Source organism: Stenotrophomonas sp. RG-453 (assembly GCF_033843685.1).
Classification (GTDB): Bacteria; Pseudomonadota; Gammaproteobacteria; order Xanthomonadales; family Xanthomonadaceae; genus Stenotrophomonas; species Stenotrophomonas bentonitica_A.
Map to the genome: position 1 here is coordinate 470,751 of NZ_JAMYED010000004.1, position 18,932 is coordinate 489,682.

The 18,932-nt window shown below is 64.2% G+C and carries 15 protein-coding genes and 2 tRNA genes; 1 reads left to right on the forward strand and 16 read right to left on the reverse strand.

The genetic code is table 11. The features are described 5' to 3' along the window. Nucleotides 1-36: 36 nt before the first annotated feature. Nucleotides 37-1,221: a glycoside hydrolase family 18 protein gene (locus NJD74_RS10545; protein ID WP_319624157.1), complete on the reverse strand. Its 1,185-nt coding sequence runs from the start codon at nucleotides 1,219-1,221 to the stop codon at nucleotides 37-39. A 364-nt stretch (nucleotides 1,222-1,585) separates the two neighbouring features. On the opposite strand from NJD74_RS10545, the gene NJD74_RS10550 reads away from it, so the two are divergent. Continuing rightward, complete coding sequence (locus NJD74_RS10550) at nucleotides 1,586-1,969, forward strand: VOC family protein (protein WP_216636719.1); 384 nt, start codon at nucleotides 1,586-1,588, stop codon at nucleotides 1,967-1,969. 241 nt (nucleotides 1,970-2,210) lie between these two features. Here NJD74_RS10550 and pnp read toward each other — a convergent pair whose 3' ends face one another. From pnp to nuoI, 15 genes are all read right to left on the reverse strand, one after another. Beyond that, a complete protein-coding gene (gene pnp, locus NJD74_RS10555; protein ID WP_319624158.1) occupies nucleotides 2,211-4,322 on the reverse strand; it encodes a polyribonucleotide nucleotidyltransferase in 2,112 nt (703 codons plus the stop codon). A 147-nt stretch (nucleotides 4,323-4,469) separates the two neighbouring features. After that, entirely contained in the window at nucleotides 4,470-4,730 is a 261-nt protein-coding gene (rpsO, locus tag NJD74_RS10560) for a 30S ribosomal protein S15 (protein WP_019182694.1), read from the reverse strand. 173 nt (nucleotides 4,731-4,903) lie between these two features. Then, nucleotides 4,904-5,815, reverse strand: a complete 912-nt coding sequence (gene truB / locus NJD74_RS10565; RefSeq protein WP_070470908.1) for a tRNA pseudouridine(55) synthase TruB — start codon at nucleotides 5,813-5,815, stop codon at nucleotides 4,904-4,906. Nucleotides 5,816-5,933: 118 nt separating this feature from the next. Further along, the gene (gene rbfA, locus NJD74_RS10570) at nucleotides 5,934-6,356 is read right to left on the reverse strand and encodes a 30S ribosome-binding factor RbfA (protein WP_019182692.1); all 423 of its coding nucleotides are present in this window, start codon (nucleotides 6,354-6,356) and stop codon (nucleotides 5,934-5,936) included. A gap of 75 nt (nucleotides 6,357-6,431) precedes the next feature. Further along, on the reverse strand, nucleotides 6,432-9,074 hold the full coding sequence (gene infB / locus NJD74_RS10575; protein ID WP_070470910.1) for a translation initiation factor IF-2: 2,643 nt from the start codon (nucleotides 9,072-9,074) through the stop codon (nucleotides 6,432-6,434). Nucleotides 9,075-9,169: 95 nt separating this feature from the next. Continuing rightward, a complete protein-coding gene (gene nusA / locus NJD74_RS10580; RefSeq protein ID WP_019182690.1) occupies nucleotides 9,170-10,681 on the reverse strand; it encodes a transcription termination factor NusA in 1,512 nt (503 codons plus the stop codon). Nucleotides 10,682-10,685: 4 nt separating this feature from the next. Then, the gene (gene rimP, locus NJD74_RS10585) at nucleotides 10,686-11,276 is read right to left on the reverse strand and encodes a ribosome maturation factor RimP (protein WP_019182689.1); all 591 of its coding nucleotides are present in this window, start codon (nucleotides 11,274-11,276) and stop codon (nucleotides 10,686-10,688) included. Nucleotides 11,277-11,753: 477 nt separating this feature from the next. Further along, nucleotides 11,754-11,830, reverse strand: a tRNA-Met gene (locus NJD74_RS10590). 216 nt (nucleotides 11,831-12,046) lie between these two features. After that, nucleotides 12,047-12,123, reverse strand: a tRNA-Met gene (locus NJD74_RS10595). A gap of 121 nt (nucleotides 12,124-12,244) precedes the next feature. Continuing rightward, complete coding sequence (gene nuoN, locus NJD74_RS10600) at nucleotides 12,245-13,705, reverse strand: NADH-quinone oxidoreductase subunit NuoN (RefSeq protein ID WP_319624159.1); 1,461 nt, start codon at nucleotides 13,703-13,705, stop codon at nucleotides 12,245-12,247. A 36-nt stretch (nucleotides 13,706-13,741) separates the two neighbouring features. Next, on the reverse strand, nucleotides 13,742-15,250 hold the full coding sequence (locus NJD74_RS10605; RefSeq protein ID WP_319624160.1) for an NADH-quinone oxidoreductase subunit M: 1,509 nt from the start codon (nucleotides 15,248-15,250) through the stop codon (nucleotides 13,742-13,744). A 23-nt stretch (nucleotides 15,251-15,273) separates the two neighbouring features. After that, nucleotides 15,274-17,466, reverse strand: coding sequence for an NADH-quinone oxidoreductase subunit L (gene nuoL / locus NJD74_RS10610; RefSeq protein ID WP_261997100.1), 2,193 nt, complete (start codon nucleotides 17,464-17,466; stop codon nucleotides 15,274-15,276). 7 nt (nucleotides 17,467-17,473) lie between these two features. Beyond that, nucleotides 17,474-17,779, reverse strand: a complete 306-nt coding sequence (gene nuoK, locus NJD74_RS10615; RefSeq protein WP_019182685.1) for an NADH-quinone oxidoreductase subunit NuoK — start codon at nucleotides 17,777-17,779, stop codon at nucleotides 17,474-17,476. Continuing rightward, entirely contained in the window at nucleotides 17,776-18,432 is a 657-nt protein-coding gene (locus tag NJD74_RS10620) for an NADH-quinone oxidoreductase subunit J (RefSeq protein ID WP_026069700.1), read from the reverse strand. Before NJD74_RS10620 ends, nuoK begins: the two co-directional genes overlap by 4 nt. A gap of 9 nt (nucleotides 18,433-18,441) precedes the next feature. After that, a complete protein-coding gene (nuoI, locus tag NJD74_RS10625) occupies nucleotides 18,442-18,930 on the reverse strand; it encodes an NADH-quinone oxidoreductase subunit NuoI (protein ID WP_017355930.1) in 489 nt (162 codons plus the stop codon). Nucleotides 18,931-18,932: the final 2 nt, after the last annotated feature.

Here is an 18,932-nt window from a genome sequence, read left to right on the forward strand (position 1 = left end):
GGCACGCCGCGTGCGTGGCGGCGCCCTTCGGTGCGCTTACTTCGCAGGTACCCGGAACGGCGCCACCATGGCCTTGAGCAGGCTGCGCTGCGCGTCGTCACCGGTCAGCTCCCACATGAAGACGCCGCGCAGACCGCTGTCCTTGGCGAAGGTGGCGCGCAGACCGATCGAGGTGGGATCCTCATAGCTGACGAAGACCTTCCCGGTGGCGTTGTACAACCACGGCGTCTGCGCGACCGGGTGCCAGTGCCGCTCCCAGCCGGGCTGGCCGAGCATGCTGGCCTGGATCTGCCGCCAGTCGCCGGCCGGATGCGGCGCGCTGTAGTGCTGGTAGAGGCCCTGGTTGGCATCGCTCTCCAGCTGGAAGCCACGGCCGTAGAACGGCACGCCGAGCACCAGCTTGTCTTTCGGCACACCGTGCTGCTCGTAGTAGGCCACCGCCCCGGCCACGCTGTTCCAACGTTTCAATTCCGGCGCCAGCGGATCTTCCGGCACTGCGTGCAGCGGCGCGTTGAAGGTGGACACCGCCGAGAAGCCGGTGCCCATGTCGTAGCTCATCAGGTTGATGAAATCGAGCGCGCGGCCGAGCTCCTTGAGTTCATAGCTTCGGGCCGGATCATACGGGCCATCGGTCTGCACGCGGCCGGCGGGCAGCGCGGCGGTGACCAGCCGGTGCTGGCCGTCTCTCTTGTCCAGCGCATCGAGCTGGCGGCGGAACTCGCGCACCAGCAGGGTCATGTTGCGGCGATCTTCCGGGCGGTCGGTGATCGGGGTCGGGCCGCCATATACCGGGAACTCCCAGTCGATGTCCACGCCATCGAAGCTGCCGCGATGGCGCTCGAAGAACATCGCCACGCAGGAGGCCACGAAGCGTTCGCGGCTTTCCGGGGTCAGCGCCGCATCGGAGAACCCGCCCGCGTTCCAGCCGCCGATCGAGATCAGGGTGTGCAGCGTCGGATGCGCACGCTTGAGCGCGGCCAGTGCCCTGAAATGCGCATCGGCCTGCGGCGCGACCACGCATTGACCTTGGTCGATGGTGGCGAACGCATAGAACAGATGGGTGAGCGTATCGGCCGGAATGGTCTCCACCGGGTAGCGGTCCGCCGAACCCCCCGGGTAGTACGCACCGATCACCTTGGGCAACGACTCCGTGGCGGAGGCGGCCTGCGGCATCACGCTGGCGATCAGAACGGCCAGGACAGCGACGGTTTGACGGAACATGGGATCTCCCGGGGCGAAGGCGAAGCCACGTTAGCAGCGTGCTGTGGTGCGCGGGCGCTTTGCGCGGTGATGTCCTGCGAATCCGTCCAGCGGACACTGACGGCTGACCCACGCAGGCCTGGCGGCTGTCCACAGGCCGTGCGGCAACACCCGGTACGCGCCACGGACGCGTCACTCGAAGTCGCCGCCCGCAGCGGACGACTGCGCGGTCTGTCCCGCTCTGCCGCGCCGCCCGCCCGCGCCGCCCGCATGTATGCCTGCATGCGTGCATGCCTGACGGCGACAGGTGTTCACCCCCGCCTTGCGTCATCGGTTTTACAGTTCAGAGATAGTGACTGCCTGCTGCGTGACACCGATGACCGACCTGCATATCGACCGATTGGACCACCTGGTCCTGACCGTGGCGGATGTCGCCGCGACCTGTGAGTTCTACCACCGCGTGCTGGGCATGGAGGTGGATACCTTCGGCGAGGGGCGCAAGGCGCTGCGCTTCGGCCTGCAGAAGATCAACCTGCATGCGCACGGCAACGAATTCGACCCCAAGGCCGAACGGCCGACACCGGGCTCGGCGGACCTGTGCCTGATCACCTACGCGACCATGGACGAGATCCTGGCGCACCTGCAGGCGCAGGGCGTGACCGTCGAAGAAGGACCGGTCCAGCGGACGGGTGCGACCGGACCGATCCTCTCGGTGTATTTCCGCGATCCGGACCGGAATCTGATCGAGGTATCGCGCTATCTGGCGTAATGCGCCCCACCCGACGGCAGCCATGCATCGCATGGCACTCCACCGCGAACCGGCGCTGTTGGCTGGACATGCGGGCACAAAAAAAGCGGGCCGAAGCCCGCTTTTTCTTGTCTGCGAAAGCGTGAGGACCAACGGTCCTCACCTACCGACCGGGAAGCGTGAGGACCAACGGTCCTCACCTACCGACCGGGAAGCGTGAGGACCAACGGTCCTCACCTACCGCGAGATCGGCGTTGGCCGATTACTCGGCGGCGGGGGCGCCCTCGCCTTCTTCGACGGCCTTCATCGACAGGCGGATACGGCCCTGCTTGTCGACTTCCAGCACCTTGACCTTGACCACATCGCCTTCCTTCAGCACATCGCCGACCTTCTCGACGCGATCGCTGGAGATCTGCGACACGTGGACCAGACCGTCCTTGCCCGGCAGGATCGTGACGAACGCACCGAAGTCCATGATCTTGGCGACCTTGCCTTCGTAGATGCGGCCCGGCTCGACGTCCGAGGTGATCTGCTCGATGCGGGCCTTGGCAGCCTGCGCAGCGATGGCGTTGACCGACGCGATGACGATGGTGCCGTCATCCTGGATGTCGATCTGGGTGCCGGTTTCCTTGGTGATGGCCTGGATGGTGGAACCACCCTTGCCGATCACTTCGCGGATCTTGTCCGGGTGGATCTTGATGGTCAGCAGGCGCGGCGCGTAGTCCGACAGCTCTTCGCGCGGGGCGGTCAGGCCGTGGGCCATTTCACCCAGGATGTGCAGACGGCCAGCCTTGGCCTGCTGCAGTGCCTGCTTCATGATCTCTTCGGTGATGCCTTCGATCTTGATGTCCATCTGCAGGGCGGAGATGCCCTCGGCAGTACCGGCCACCTTGAAGTCCATGTCGCCCAGGTGATCTTCGTCACCCAGGATGTCGGACAGGACGACGAAGCGATCGCCTTCCTTGACCAGGCCCATGGCGATACCGGCCACCGGCGACTTGACCGGCACGCCGGCGTCCATCAGGGCCAGCGAGGAACCGCAGACCGAGGCCATCGACGAGGAGCCGTTGGATTCGGTGATTTCCGACACCACGCGGATGGTGTACGGGAAGGCTTCCAGCGACGGCATCACTGCCAGCACGCCGCGCTTGGCGAGGCGGCCGTGGCCGATTTCGCGACGCTTCGGGCCCATCATGCGGCCGGTCTCACCCACCGAGTAGGGGGGGAAGTTGTAATGGAAGAGGAAGTTTTCCTTGTACTCACCGGCAACGGCATCGATGACCTGGCCATCACGGGCGGTGCCCAGGGTGATGGTCACGATGGCCTGCGTTTCACCGCGGGTGAACAGCGAGGAACCGTGGGTACGCGGCAGGATGCCGGTCTTCACCGAGATCGGGCGGACGGTGTCCAGCGCACGGCCGTCGATGCGGACCTTGGTGTCCAGCACCGAGTTGCGCATGGTGCTGTATTCCAGCTCGCCGAATTCCTTCGACAGCTCGGCCGGGTTCCAGCCATCAGCGGCCACACGGCCTGCCAGCGACTCGGTCACGTCCTTCTTGATCGCCGAGATGGCGTCACGGCGCTGCAGCTTGTCGCGCACCTGGAAGGCTTCGCCCAAGCGCGGGCCGATGGCTTCCTGCAGGGCGCTGATCAGCGCGGTGTTCTTGGCCGGGGCTTCCCATGTCGACGGCTTGGTGCCGGCTTCCACGGTCAGCTCGTTGATGGCGTTGATGACCTTCTGCATTTCGCGGTGACCGAAGGTCACGGCGCCCAGCATCACGTCTTCGGACAGCAGCGCGGCCTCGGATTCCACCATCAGCACGGCGTTGGCGGTACCGGCGACAACCAGTTCCAGCTCCGAATCCTTCAGTTCGGTCACGGTCGGGTTGAGGATGTACTCACCGTTCTTGTAACCCACCTTGGCGGCGGCGATCGGACCCTTGAACGGGGTGCCGGCCAGCGACAGCGCGGCCGAGGCGCCGATCAGGGCAGCGATGTCACCATCGATGTCCGGGTTCAGCGACATCACCGTGGCGATGATCTGAACTTCGTTCTTGTAGTCTTCCGGGAACAGCGGACGGATCGGGCGATCGATCAGGCGCGAAATCAGCGTCTCTTTTTCGGTCGCGCGGCCTTCGCGCTTGAAGAAACCGCCCGGGATACGGCCACCGGCGTAGAACTTCTCCTGATAGTCGCAGGTCAGGGGGAAGAAGTCCTGGCCCTCACGCGCGCTCTTGGCGGCAACGGCGGAGACCAGCAGCACGGTGTCGTCGAACTTGACGATGACGGCACCGCCGGCCTGACGGGCGATTTCGCCGGTTTCAAGCGTGACGGTGTGCTTGCCGTACTGGAAGGTTTTGGTGATTTTTGCCACGGGGGTTTCCTTGGATGATGCTTTCTTCAATGGACCGCGGGCGACCCTTGCCGCCGACGGGTGACCGGTTGTCCGGCCCAGGCGTTTATTGCGGTACTACCAAAACAAAACCGCGGCGCATTCCTGCGCCGCGGTGGGGGTTCGTGCTTAGCGACGCAGGCCGAGCTTTTCGATCAGGGCCTTGTAACGCGGAGCGTCTTTCTTCTTCAGGTAGTCGAGCAGGCTGCGGCGACGGTTGACCATCTGCAGCAGACCACGACGGCTGTGGTGATCCTTCTTGTGGGTCTTGAAGTGGCCGGTCAGCAGTTCGATGCGGGCGGTCAGCAGGGCGACCTGGACTTCCGGGGAGCCGGTGTCAGCCGCGCTGCGCTTGTTTTCTTCAATGACCTTCTGGGTGTCGATCGACATATCAGTTTTCTCTTGGATGCGTGGCCCGCAGAAACGTCCGGTTGACGTACCGCGCGACTCGCCGTTAACGAAAGGATGAACCCGCAGAACGCGGGAAGCCTGAAAAGGCCGCGAAATTGTAACGTCAGCGGCCGTCCGGGACAAGGACCGGGGTGGTGCCCGGCCGGGGCCGGTCAGAGGTTGAACAGGCGCTGCGGGGCCAGCAGACCGGTCTCGTCGACCTGCCCCAGGCCCTGGATCGCCTCGCCCGGCCCGAACACGACCACCCCACCCTGCGGCCAGCCAGCATCGCGGATGCGCTGGCCCACGCGGAAGCGAGGGGCCTGCTCCTCGTTCAGCGTAACCCGGGGGTAATGCGCCAGACCCGCGTCCAGCGGCAGCAGCAGGGCCTCCATGCCGGCCTCATCGCCCTGCTCGGCCAGGCCGCGGAGGGTGTCCAGGGTCACCATCGGCGCCTCACGGAAGGGATCCACCCACAGCCGGCGCAGGCCGGCGATATGGGCGCCGCAGCCCAGGGTCTCGCCCAGATCGCGGGCCAGGCTGCGGATGTAAGTGCCTGAACCGCAGGTCACCCGCAGCGACAGACGGGTCGGCTGCTGGTCCAGCACCTCCAGGGCGTGGACCTCCACGTCGCGTTCGGGGGCCTCGATCGCCTCACCGCGGCGGGCTTTCAGGTACAGCGGCTCGCCGCCCTGCTTGAGCGCGGAATAGATCGGGGCGCGCTGGCGGATGCGGCCGCGCAGCGGTGCCAGCGCCGCCTCCAGTTCGGCCGCGCTGATGGCCGGCACCGGCCGCTCGCGCAGTACCGCGCCATCGGAATCATCGGTATCGGTGGTCTGGCCCAGCACCACCTCGGCGTCATAGGCCTTGGCCGAGCCGAGCAGCAGGCCGGCGATCTTGGTGGCTTCACCAAAGCACAATGGCAGCAGGCCAGTCGCCAGCGGATCCAGGCTGCCGGTGTGGCCGCCCTTCTCGGCGCGGTACAGACGGCGTGCCACCTGCAAGGCTGCGTTGGAGCTCATGCCGGTCGGCTTGTCGAGCAGCAGGATGCCATCCAGGCGACGGAACGAAATTCGGGGTGCCATGCATTCAATTCAAATCGGCGCCGTGTGGCGCTGCCGGTCAATCCGGCCTCCGGCGGAGCGGTCGCACTGCGACAGGCCCCGCCCCATAAGACAACAGCCCTTGCGGGCTGTTGGTCCATCAGGCGTTCTTTTCGCCTTCGTCGGCAGCATCGTCGCCGCCGTCGTCATCGCCCTGCCGGCTCTTCTCTGCCGCCAGCGTATCGGGCAGGTCGCGCAGGATGTTGTCGATGCGCTCGCCGCGATCCACCGAATCATCGTAGTGGAAGTGCAGTTCGGGCACGTGGCGCAGCTTCATCGCACGCGCCAGCTCCATGCGCAGGCCCCAGGCCAGTTCCTTCAGGCCCTTCATCGCTTCCACCGAACGTTCGGGCATCAGCGCCGTGACGAAGATCTTGGCATGCGCCATGTCACGGGTGATTTCCACGTCGGAGACGCTCACCGAAGGCAGGCCGTGTTCACGCACTGCGTTGTGCACGAGTGTTCCCAGTTCACGGCGGATCTGGGCGGAAACACGGTCGGTTCGATGGAAGGTCTTTGGCACGGTAGGCGGACTCGTCTTGAAGGGTGATGCGAAAGCGAAAAAGCCGGACCGCGAGATGCGGTCCGGCCTGAAACATTACAGGGTGCGCGGCACTTCGATACGCTCGAAGCACTCGATCTGGTCACCCGGCTTGACGTCGTTGTAAGCCTTCACGCCGATACCGCATTCGGTACCGTTGCGGACTTCCTCGACGTTCTCCTTGAAGCGACGCAGCGATTCCAGCTCGCCTTCGAAGACCACGACGCTGTCGCGCAGGACGCGGATCGGCTTGCTGCGCTTCACCGTACCTTCGATGATCATGCAGCCTGCGACCGCACCGAACTTCGAGCTGCGGAACACATCGCGGACCTGGGCGATACCGATGATCTCTTCGCGGATTTCCACGCCGAGCAGACCGGAGGCCACCTGCTTCACCTGATCGATCACGTCATAGATGATCGAGAAGTAACGCAGGTCCACACCGTTGGACTCGATGATGCGACGCGCGGAGGCGTCGGCACGCACGTTGAAGCCGATCACGGTGGCCTTGGAGGCAACCGCCGAGTTGGCGTCCGACTCGGTGATGCCGCCCACGCCAGAGTGGATCACGTTGATGCGGATGTCATCGTTGGACAGCGCGACCAGTGCCTGGCTCAGCGCCTGCACCGAGCCCTGCACGTCGGCCTTGATCACCAGGTTCAGCACCTGCTGGCCGTCGCCCTTGCCCAGGGTCGCCATGATGTCTTCCATGCGGCTGCCAGCGGATTGCACCAGGCGCGATTCACGGCGCTTGGTTTCGCGCTGCTGCGCGACGTCCTTGGCCAGACGCTCGTCTTCGACCACGACGAAGTCATCGCCGGCATCCGGCACGCCGGACAGACCCAGCACCTGCACCGGAATCGACGGGCCAGCCTGGTCGGGCTGTGCGCCGGTTTCGTCGAACAGGGCACGCACGCGGCCGTACTGGATACCGCAGACCAGGTAATCGCCCTTCTTCAGCGAACCCTGCTGCACCAGCACGGTGGCGATCGGGCCACGGCCCTTGTCCAGCGAGGACTCGATGACCACGCCGCTGGCGCGGCCGTCGGCCACGGCCTTCAGCTCCAGCAGTTCGGCCTGGATCGAGATCGCGTCCAGCAGGTCGTCGATGCCCAGGCCAGCCTTGGCCGAGATCTCGACCATCTGGGTATCGCCACCGAAGTCTTCGGACACGACCTGCTCGGTGAGCAGCTCGTTCTTGACGCGCATCGGATCGGCGCCGGACTTGTCGATCTTGTTGATCGCCACGATCAGCGGCACACCCGCCGAACGGGCGTGCTGGATGGCTTCCTTGGTCTGCGGCATGACGCCGTCATCGGCCGCCACCACCAGCACCACGATGTCGGTCAGCTTGGCACCGCGGGCACGCATGGACGTAAACGCCGCGTGGCCCGGGGTATCCAGGAAGCTGATCACGCCCTTCGGCGTTTCAACGTGGTACGCACCGATGTGCTGGGTGATGCCACCGGCTTCGCCCGTGGCGACCTTGGTGCGGCGGATGTAATCCAGCAGCGAGGTCTTGCCGTGATCGACGTGGCCCATGATGGTGACCACCGGCGGACGTGCCACCGGCTCGCCCTGGTTGCCACCGGCCAGCGCCAGCAGCGCGTCTTCGGCGTCGTTGGTGTTGGCACGGATCACGTTGTGGCCGAGTTCTTCGGTCACCAGCGCAGCGGTGTCGTGGTCGATAGTCTGGGTGATGGTCGCCATGACGCCCATCTTGAACAGCGCCTTGACCACATCGCCGCCCTTGACGGCCAGCTTCTGGGCCAGATCGGCGACGGTGATGGTGTCGCCGATGGTGACGTCACGCACGATCGGAGCGACCGGACGTTCGAAGCCATGGGCACCACCGCCGCTGCGCGACTGGTTGCTGTCACGGCGGCTGCCGTGCTGCGCGCGCCCGGTCGGACGACCGCGCGAGTTGCTGTTGTTGCCGCGGCGGGCACGATCGGCGGCCGACAGATGCAGCTGACCGGCAAAGCGGTTGCCACCATCGTCGTCGCGCTTGGCGCCCGGACGGTTGTTGTTGTTGTTCGAGTTGCGATCGTCCGAACGCGGCGCCGGACGGGCAGCCGACGGTGCCGCCGGGCGCGCATTGCGCGCCGGTGCATCGGCAGCAGCGGGCTTGGCGGCAACCGGGGCCGGGGCCGGCGGTGCGTTCTTGGCCGCTTCGGCAGCAGCTTCAGCCGCCTTGCGCTCGGCTTCGGCACGTTCCTTGGCGTCGATTTCTTCCTGACGCTTGCGGGCGATCTCTTCATCGCGCGCACGGTCCTTCTCGGCCAGTGCGCGCTGCTCGTCCAGATTGCGCTGGCGGGATTCCTCCAGCTTGCGCAGGATGTCGGCGCGCTCCTCATCCGCGGTCATCGGCTTGCCGCTGGCGTCCTTCATGTAGGTACGCTTCTGGCGCACTTCCACGTTGACGGTGGTCTTGCTGCGGCCGGCACTGACGGTCACTTCCTGCAACTTGCGACGGTTCAGGGTGATCTTCTTGGCGGCTTCGTCGGTGCTCTCGACGGGCTGCTCGGTCTTGCCGTGCGAGCGACGAAGGAAGCCCAGGAGCTTCACCTTCTCGGTACTGGTCACGACCTGGTCGGGACCGCTGAACTTCATGCCGGCTTCGGCAAGTTGTACGAGCAGTTTATCGACCGGGGTATTGACCAGTTCGGCAAGCTTGCGGATGGTGGTTTGCTGCGACATTCGGATCCTATGATCTGGTTGGCGCTCCCTCGAAACGTGCGAAGGCAGCGCGGAGTCTAAGCCCTGAGCGGGTCAGGGCACTGTTCATCGCTGGCTCATTCGCCGCGCTCCAGGCGGGCGATCTCCTCGGCTCGGGCGGCAAGGATCAGGGCGGCGGCGCGCTCCTGGTCCATGTCCTCGATGCCGAACTCGAGGATCTCGTCGGCGGCCAGGTCCGACAGGTCCTCACTGGTACGCACGCCGTGACCGGCCAGAGCGTAGGCGGTTGCCTCGTCCATGCCTTCCAGGGCGAGCAGGTCTTCCGACGGCGAGCCGTCTTCCAGACCTTCTTCCACCGCCAGCGCTTCGTTGAGCAGCGCATCGCGGGCACGGGCACGCAGCTCTTCGACGATGTCTTCGTCGAAGCCTTCCACGGCCAGCAGTTCGCCGACCGGGACGTAGGCGATTTCTTCCACGGTGTTGAAGCCTTCGGTCACCAGGATGGCGGCGATTTCTTCATCCACTTCCAGCTTGTCCATGAACAGCTGGCGGGCAACGCCCTGCTCTGCCTCGGACTTGGCGGTCACCTGGTCCTGGGTCATCACATTGAGCTGCCAACCGGTCAGGCGGCTGGCAAGACGGACGTTCTGGCCGCCCTTGCCGATCGCCTGGGCCAGGCGCTCTTCCGCCACGGCCAGGTCCATCGAGTGCTTTTCTTCATCGACGATGATCGACTGCACTTCCGCCGGCGCCATCGCATTGATGACGAAGTTGGCGGGGTTCTCGTTCCACAGCACGATGTCCACGCGCTCGCCGTTGAGCTCGTTGGACACGGCCTGCACGCGCGAACCGCGCATGCCGATGCAGGCACCGATCGGATCGGTACGCGAATCATGGGCCAGCACGGCGATCTTGGCGCGGTCGCCCGGATCACGCGCGCAGGCCTTGATCTCGACCAGGCCCTGGCCGACTTCCGGCACTTCGAGCTTGAACAGTTCGATCATGAATTCCGGGGCGGCACGGCTGATGAACAGCTGCGGGCCACGCGGTTCCGAACGGACTTCGGCCAGGTAACCGCGCACGCGGTCGCCAGCGCGCAGCACGTCGCGCGGAATGCCCTTGTCCTTCGGAATGAAGGCCTCGGCGTTGCCGCCCAGGTCCACATAGATGTTGCCGCGCTCGGCGCGCTTGACCACACCGGTGACCAGTTCGCCAACGCGATCCTTCCACGCATCGACCACCTGCTGACGCTCGGCCTCGCGCACGCGCTGGACGATCACCTGCTTGGCGGCCTGTGCGGCGATACGGCCAAAGTCCGGGTTTTCGATCTGCTCTTCGATGAAATCGCCGACTTCCACGCCGTCGGCTTCATCGATGGCGTCCATCAGACGGATCTGGCGGTCCGGGGACTCCATGACCACGTCATCGGCCACCACTTCCCAGCGGCGGAAGGTTTCGTAGTTGCCGTCCTTGTGGTCGATCGACACACGGGCCAGTACTTCTTCTTCCGGGTAACGCTTTTTGGCAGCCGAAGCCAACGCTGCCTCAATGGCATCGAAGATGACTTCGCGCGGGACGCCTTTTTCGTTGGCGACCGCATCCACTACCAGCAAAAGTTCCTTGCTCATTGGCTCACTCCGCGCGCGGCTTTTTGGCCGCCGGCTCGTTGGATGGTTTCTTGTTCGCCTTGCCACCCTGTTTGGGTGCCGGGCCAGTCGGTTTGGTCGGAGCCAGGCCGAGGGCGGCCCAGTCCGGCATGATGCGTGCCTTGTCGATGTTTTCGATGTCGGCGGTGAACGGAGCATTGTCGACCTTGAAGGTCACCGTGCCCTGTTCGATATCCACGGCGAGAATCTCGCCCTGCAGACGGCGGCGGCCGTCCTGCGGCAGGCTGAGCGTCACCTTGGCCGATTCGCCGATGGCGCGCTGGAACTGCTCACCGGTGAACAGCGGGCGGTCCACGCCCGGCGAAGACACTTCCAGCGTGTAGTTCGCCGTGATCGGGTCTTCGACGTCCAGCTGGGCGGACACTTCGCGGCTGACGCGCTCGCAATCGTCGATGTTGACGATGCGCTCGGGCTGTTCGGCCAGCGGCACGTCGATGTACAGGCGCAGCGTGGCACCACCCGGGGCGGTCAGATATTCCACGCCCAGCAGCTCGAGACCCAGCGACTGAACGGTGGGGGCGAGCAGATTCGCGATTTCGGTTGCCTTGTCGCTCACAGTCGGCCTTGATTCGTTGAAAAGAAATACGGTCTGGTCCATGGCTTGGACCACCTTCCGGAAACAACAAAGGGCCCGTTGGGCCCCTGTCCGGTACAACTCCGGTCATGCTGGATTCCGGTGCAGATGCGCACGTGGTGCGAGTCTGCGAGCCCAGCGTTCCGGGGGGTCACGGCGGCCTGGGTACAGGTTGCCGTTCCTGGAAGCCGGTCGCGGGGCCTGTTCATATCCCTTGAGGGGATAGGAATAGACAGTCCGCTAAGCCACTGATGATAGCCGTTGCACCGCGCTGGTGCAATGGTTGGGGTGGCCTCTGGCGTCCCTGTTCGAAAAGCTGAACAGCCAAGCGGCTGTGTAACCCTCATCGTGGGCAGCGGCGCGGGCAGGTCCGAAGAAGGCGCCGTGACCCAACGAAAAAAGCGACCTCGTTGCCGAGATCGCCTTTTCGTCTACTGCATCTGCACTGCAGATTTTCTGTGGTAGCGGGGGCAGGATTTGAACCTGCGACCTTCGGGTTATGAGCCCGACGAGCTGCCAGACTGCTCCACCCCGCAGCAGAAGCGGAATTGTAAGGGAGTTTTCATTCCCGTGCAACCCCGTGTTGAAACGAATACCCGCATCGGGGAACGGCAGCCGGGGGACGGTTTCCTCCCCTGCCCAGGAGAGCTGCCGACCAACGGTCGGCTCTACCGGGCCTGGAACGAAAAAAGCGACACCGTCTCCGGTATCGCTTGATTCGTCCACTGCCTCCGGTTTGCACCGGAGCTATATGGTAGCGGGGGCAGGATTTGAACCTGCGACCTTCGGGTTATGAGCCCGACGAGCTGCCAGACTGCTCCACCCCGCAGCAGAAGCGGATGAGTGCGGAAGGCCCGGGGGACTTCCTAGCAACGATCTTCTGGCGAAACCGCTGCATCAACAACTCAGGAGATGAATATTACACGAGTTGCGCACGTTTGTATCGTTTTTTACGAAATTTGTGCAAATGCCTGCTGGCACCACACCATGATCGGGTTCCACGCCACGCCCAGGGCCAGCAGCGCCAGCGCGTTCACGCCCAGCACCACGCCCAGCACGCGGTCGTTGTTGGCCGGCAGCGGCTCGCCCACCGGCTCATCGAAGTACATGACCTTGATGACGCGCAGGTAGTAGAAGCAGCCGATCACGGCGCAGATCACGCCGACCATGGCCAGCCACAGCATGTCGCCCTGGATCGCCGCGCCGAGGACGGCCAGCTTGGTCCAGAAGCCCAGGAACGGTGGGATGCCTGCCAGCGACGCCATGATGCACAGCACCAGGCCGGCCATCCACGGGTTGCGGGCGTTGAGGCCCTTGAAGTCTTCGATCTTCTCGGCTTCAAAGCCATTGCGCGACAAGGCGATGATCGCACCGAAGGCGGCCGTGGACATGATCGCGTAGCTCAGGGCGTAGAACAGCGCCGCCGAGTAGCCACGCTCGCCACCGCCGGCCATGCCCATCAGCAGGAAGCCGATGTGCGAAACGGTCGAGAAGGCCAGCATGCGCTTGAGGTTGGTCTGCGCGATCGCCATCAGGTTGCCGATCACCAGCGACAGTGCGGCCAGCCCACCGATCAGGTACTTCCACTCGTCGGCCAGCGGGCCCACGCCCATCTCCAGCAGGCGGTAGGCCATGCCGAACGCGGCCAGCTTCGGGGCCGAGCTGATGAACAGCGCGACCGGTGCCGGGGCACCCTGGTACACGTCGGGCAGCCACATGTGGAACGGGGCGGCACCCAGCTTGAAGGCCACGCCGGCGATCATGAACACCGCGCCGGTCAGCAGCAGCATCTTCTCTTCGGTGTGCGGAATGGCAGCGTTGATCGCATCCAGATGCAGCGAGCCGGTGGCGCCGTAGATCAGCGACATGCCGTACAGCAGCAGGCCCGAGGCCAGCGAACCGAGCACGATGTATTTCATCGCCGCTTCCGAGGCCAGGCCGTTTTCACGGTTGCTGGCGACCAGTGCGTAGGAGCACAGCGCCAGCAGTTCCAGGCCCAGGTAGACCATCAGCAGGCTGCCGGCCGAGACCAGGATCATCATGCCTGCAGTGGCGAACAGGATCAGCACCGGGATCTCGCCCTGGTAGAGCTTGCGCTCGCGCAGGTAGCTCCAGCCGTAGATCAGGGTCAGGCCGCTGCACAGCACGATCACGGTCTTCATCACGTCGGCCGCGGTGTCGCGGACGAACATGCCGTGGAAGACCTCGCCCTGCCCGCCCACTCCGGTGGCGAGCATGAAGAACACGACCGCCAGCGCAGCGATCGAGAACAGGTGGGTCCAGATCTTGTTCTTCTCACTGATGAAAAGATCAAGCATCAACAGGGCGAACGCACTGCCGACCAGCACCAGCTCGGGAGCGAGCGGCGGGAGGTCAGCGGCGGTCAGTGGCAACAGCGGCGAGGTGGTCATCATCAAATCCTGGAATCAATACTCTCGACGGCCCGATTACAGCAGCTTGCTGGATGCGATCTGCATCGCCAGCTTCGCGATCGAGGGCTCCATCAGGTCGGTCAGCGGCTTGGGGTACAGGCCCAGGGCAAGGGTGCCCACGGCGAATACACCCAACACCAGCCACTCGCGACCGTTGATGTCCTTCAGTTCGGCGACATGGGTGTTGGCCACTTCACCGAAGAACACGCGCTTGTACAGCCACAGCGTATACGCCGCGGTGATCACCAGGGTGCTCGCCGCGCCGAGTGCCAGCCACGGATTGCGCTGGAAGCTGGCCATGATGATCATGAACTCACCGACGAAACCGCTGGTACCCGGCAGGCCGGCATTGGCCATGAAGAACAGCATGGCGAAGGTGGCGAACCAGGGCATCACGTTGACCACGCCGCCGTAATCGGCGATGCGGCGGCTGTGCATGCGGTCGTACAGGACGCCGACGCAGGAGAACATCGCGCCGGACACGAAGCCGTGCGAGACCATCTGCACCATCGCGCCCTGCAGGCCCAGACGGGCGGCATCCGGGTTGCCGGCGTCGCGCACCAGCCACATGGCGATGAAGGTACCCAGGGTCACAAAGCCCATGTGCGCGATCGACGAATAGGCGATCAGCTTCTTCATGTCGTCCTGCACCAGGGCGACCAGGCCAACGTAGATCACCGCCACCAGCGACAGCGCGATCACCAGCCAGGCCCACTCATGCGAGGCGTCCGGCACGATCGGCAGGTTGAAGCGCAGGAAGCCGTAGCCACCGATCTTCAGGGCGATCGCGGCCAGGATCACCGAACCGGCGGTCGGCGCTTCCACGTGGGCGTCCGGCAGCCAGGTGTGGACCGGGAACATCGGCACCTTGACCGCGAAGGCGATCAGGAAGGCGAAGAAGATCCACGTCTGTTCCTTGCCCGACAGCTGCAGCTGGTACAGGTCGGCCAGCTGGAAGCTGCCGCCCTTCAGGTACAGGTAGATCAGGGCCACCAGCATCAGCACCGAGCCGAGGAAGGTGTACAGGAAGAACTTGAGCGCGGCGTAGATGCGGCGCGGGCCGCCCCAGACACCGATGATCAGGAACATCGGGATCAGCATCGCTTCGAAGAACACGTAGAACAGCATCGCGTCCGTCGCCGAGAAGATACCGACGGTGACACCTTCCAGGATCAGGAAGGCGGCCACGTACTGGTTCACGCGCTTGTCGATCGCGCTCCAGGCACCGATCAGGGCCAGCACCGAGACCAGCGTGGTCAGCAGGATCAGCGCGATCGCGATGCCGTCGACGCCGAGGTTGTAGCCGATGTCGTAGGCGGGGATCCAGGCGCGGGTCTCGACGAACTGCAGCGCGTCGATTCCCGTGTCATAGCCGCTGAGCAGCGACAGGCTGGCCACGAAGGTCAGCACCGCGACGCCCAAGGACGCCCACCGGGCGGTTTGGGCATCCCGGATGGCAAGGATCAATGCACCGCCGATGATCGGCAGCCAGATGAGAACACTAAGTAGGGGCCAGTTCGACACGTCTTCTTATTCCGTACAGGTCATCAACGCAGGTAATGCATCAGGACGCCCAGAAGGGCAATCAGGCCGATGATCATCGCGAAGGCGTAGTGATAGAGGAAACCGGATTGGGTGCGACGCAGCAGGTTGGCCGCCAGATCGATCAGGCGCGCCGAACCGTTGACCACCACACCATCGACCACATTCGTGTCGATCGCGCGCGAAACCTTGCCGAGCTTGATACCGCCGCCGGCGAAACCGCCGATCCAGAGCTTGTCGAAGCCGTACTTGTTCTCCAGCACCGACACGATCGGCGCGAAGGTCTTGCGGGCCTTGCCGGCCAGTTCCGGCTTCCACAGGTAGAACAGCGCCGCCAGCAGGAAGCCGACCACCGTCAGGATGAAGGCCGGGGCCATCATGCCGTGGATCGCGAAGGCCACCGGGCCGTGGAATTCTTCGGCCAGCGCACCAATGGTGTTGCGCGCCGGGTCGTAGAAATCAACGATGCCGGTGAAGAACGAGTGCACCTGGCCCGGGATGGCGGTGTCGGCGTGGTGGCCGGCCCAGTCGGTGCCATACAGCATCGGACCGATGCTGAAGAAACCGATGACCATCGAGGGGATCGCCAGCAGGATCAGCGGCAGCGTCACCACCCACGGGGTTTCGTGCGGCTCATGCGCGCCATGGCCGTGGCCATGATCGTCATGATGCGCGTCGCCATGGTGGGCGTCGGCTGCGTGCGCGTCTGCGGCGTGATGATCGTCATGGCCATGGCCGTGATCGTCATGCGCATCGCGGAAGCGTTCCTTGCCATGGAAGGTCAGGAACAGCAGGCGGAAGCTGTAGAAGCTGGTGACGACCACGCCACCCAGCACCGCCCAGTACCCGTAGGTCGCCACCCAGCTCGAGGACACATGCGCGTGGTGCTGCGCGGCCTCGATGATGGTGTCCTTGGAGTAGAAGCCGGAGAAGAACGGGGTGCCGACCAGGGCCAGCGTACCGATCCACATGGTGATGAAGGTGATCGGCATGTACTTGCGCAGGCCGCCCATCTTGCGCATGTCCTGCTCGTGGTGCATGGCGATGATCACCGAGCCCGCGCCGAGGAACAGCAGCGCCTTGAAGAAGGCATGGGTCATCAGGTGGAACACAGCCGCCGAGTAGGCCGACACACCCAGGGCGACGGTCATGTAGCCGAGCTGGGACAGCGTGGAGTACGCGACGACGCGCTTGATGTCGTTCTGCACGATGCCGATCAGGCCGGTGAAGAACGCGGTGGTGGCACCGATGAACAGCACGAAGTTCAGCGCGGTCTGCGACAGCTCGAACAGCGGCGACATGCGGGTGACCATGAAGATGCCCGCGGTGACCATGGTCGCGGCGTGGATCAGGGCCGAGATCGGGGTCGGGCCTTCCATCGAGTCCGGCAGCCAGACGTGCAGCGGCACCTGGGCCGACTTGCCCATCGCACCGATGAACAGGCAGATGCAGATCACGGTGGCGACCGACCAGATCACCGGCTCGCTCATCACCGGAATGGATGTGCCGAACAGGTTGATCGTGCCCGACCAGATCTGGATCAGCGCATCCGGGTGGCCCAGCACCTGCGCATTGGCGAACACGGTGGCGTAATCGAGGGTGCCGAACACCCACAACACGCCGGCGATGCCGAGGATGAAGCCGAAGTCACCGACACGGTTGACCAGGAAGGCCTTCATGTTGGCGAAGATGGCGGTCGGGCGCTTGAACCAGAAGCCGATCAGCAGGTACGAGACCAGGCCCACCGCTTCCCAGCCGAAGAACAGCTGCAGGAAGTTGTTGCTCATCACCAGGGTGAGCATCGAGAAGGTGAACAGCGAGATGTAGCTGAAGAACCGCTGGTAGCCCGGGTCGTCCTGCATGTAGCCGATGGTGTACACGTGCACCAGGAAGGACACGAAGGTCACCACGACCATCATCATCGCGGTGAGCTTGTCGACCATGAAGCCGACGTGCGCCGAGTACTGGCCCACTTCGAAGAACGTATAGATGTTCTGGTTAAACGGCTGGGCGCCGCCCCACAGCAGCATGTACAGCACATAGCTGGACAGCACGCAGCTGACCGCCACGCCGAGGATGGTGACCGCCTGCGCGCCAGCGCGACCGACCTGACGACCGAACAGGCCGGCGATGATGCTGCCGAACAGCGGTGCGAGCACCACTGCGATCAACAGACTCTTGGAGAGAGTGATTTCCATCTACGGATCAGCCCTTCAGCGAATCGACTTCGCCGACATTGATGGTGCGGCGAGTACGGAACAGGGTTACCAGGATCGCGAGGCCGATGGCGGCCTCGGCCGCGGCCACGGTCAGGATGAAGAAGACGAACAGCTGTCCGGCCGTATCACCCATCTCACGCGAGAACCCGACGAAATTGATGTTGACCGACAGCAGCATCAACTCGATGGACATCAGCAGCACGATGATGTTCTTGCGGTTGAGGAAGATGCCGGCAAGGCTGATGCAGAACAGCACCGCGCCGAGCGCCAGAATGTGGCCAAGCGTGATCATGGCTGCGCCTCCTCGTTGCTGGACGGCTTGATGTTGGTGTGCACGACCGGCTTCTCCGCGTCCATCTTGACCACGCGCAGGCGGTCGCTGCCCTTGACCATGGTCTGCTCGGACGGGTTCTGGGTCTTCAGGCCGGTGCGGCGACGCAGGGTCAGCATCACGGCGGCAACCACGGCCACGGTCAGGATGACGGCGGCGAACTCGAACGGCAGCAGGTATTCGGTGAACAGGCTGCGGGCCAGCCAGGTGATGTTGGAGGTGTCGGCAGCCAGCGCGGCAGCGTTGTCGGCCGGGAACGGATTGACCGCCCTGCCCTTCACGCCGATCAGCACCAGCATCTGCACCAGCATCGTCACCGCCACCACCAGGCCGAGCGGCAGGTAACGCACCCAGCCCTCACGCAGGTTGGAGGGATCGATGTCCAGCATCATCACCACGAACAGGAACAGCACCATGACCGCTCCGACGTAGACCAGCACCAGGGCCACGCCCAGGAACTCGGCGCCGACCAGGATCCAGATGCAGGCCACGGAGAAGAAGGTCAGGATCAGGCACAACACGGCATAGACCGGATTGCGCACGCTGATCACCGCCGCAGCGGAAATGCCCGCCACGATGGAGAAGACCCAGAAACTGATATTTACCCAATCCATCATTCGACCTCAGCGGAAAGCGGCATCGGCGGCGCGACGCTCGGCGATCTCGGCTTCAAGCCGATCACCGATGGCCAGCAGCTGCGGCTTGGTAACGATGTTCTCGCCACGGTTCTCGAAGTGGTACTCGAGAATGTGGGTCTCGACGATCGAGTCCACCGGGCAGCTTTCTTCGCAGAAGCCGCAGAAGATGCACTTGAACAGATCGATATCGTAACGGGTGGTACGGCGGGTGCCGTCCTCGCGCTTTGCCGAATCGATGGTGATCGCCAGCGCCGGGCACACCGCTTCGCACAATTTGCATGCGATGCAGCGTTCCTCGCCGTTGGGGTAGCGGCGAAGCGCGTGCAGGCCGCGGAAACGCGGCGACTGCGGGAACTTCTCCATCGGGTACATCAGCGTGTACTTGGGCTTGAAGGCGTACTTCAGGGTCAGCCACAGACCACCGAGCAGCTCAAGGAGCAGCAGGCTTTTGAAGTAATGGGTAATTCGGTTCATCG

Coding starts and splice junctions, on each gene's coding strand:
- NJD74_RS10545 (WP_319624157.1), bottom strand. CDS start 1,221: ATGTTCCGTCAAACCGTCGCTGTCCTGGCCGTTCTGATCGCCAGCGTG.
- rpsO (WP_019182694.1), bottom strand. CDS start 4,730: ATGTCGATCGACACCCAGAAGGTCATTGAAGAAAACAAGCGCAGCGCG.
- truB (WP_070470908.1), bottom strand. CDS start 5,815: ATGGCACCCCGAATTTCGTTCCGTCGCCTGGATGGCATCCTGCTGCTC.
- infB (WP_070470910.1), bottom strand. CDS start 9,074: ATGTCGCAGCAAACCACCATCCGCAAGCTTGCCGAACTGGTCAATACC.
- nusA (WP_019182690.1), bottom strand. CDS start 10,681: ATGAGCAAGGAACTTTTGCTGGTAGTGGATGCGGTCGCCAACGAAAAA.
- nuoN (WP_319624159.1), bottom strand. CDS start 13,705: ATGACCACCTCGCCGCTGTTGCCACTGACCGCCGCTGACCTCCCGCCG.
- nuoL (WP_261997100.1), bottom strand. CDS start 17,466: ATGGAAATCACTCTCTCCAAGAGTCTGTTGATCGCAGTGGTGCTCGCA.
- nuoK (WP_019182685.1), bottom strand. CDS start 17,779: ATGATCACGCTTGGCCACATTCTGGCGCTCGGCGCGGTGCTGTTCTGC.
- NJD74_RS10620 (WP_026069700.1), bottom strand. CDS start 18,432: ATGGATTGGGTAAATATCAGTTTCTGGGTCTTCTCCATCGTGGCGGGC.
- nuoI (WP_017355930.1), bottom strand. CDS start 18,930: ATGAACCGAATTACCCATTACTTCAAAAGCCTGCTGCTCCTTGAGCTG.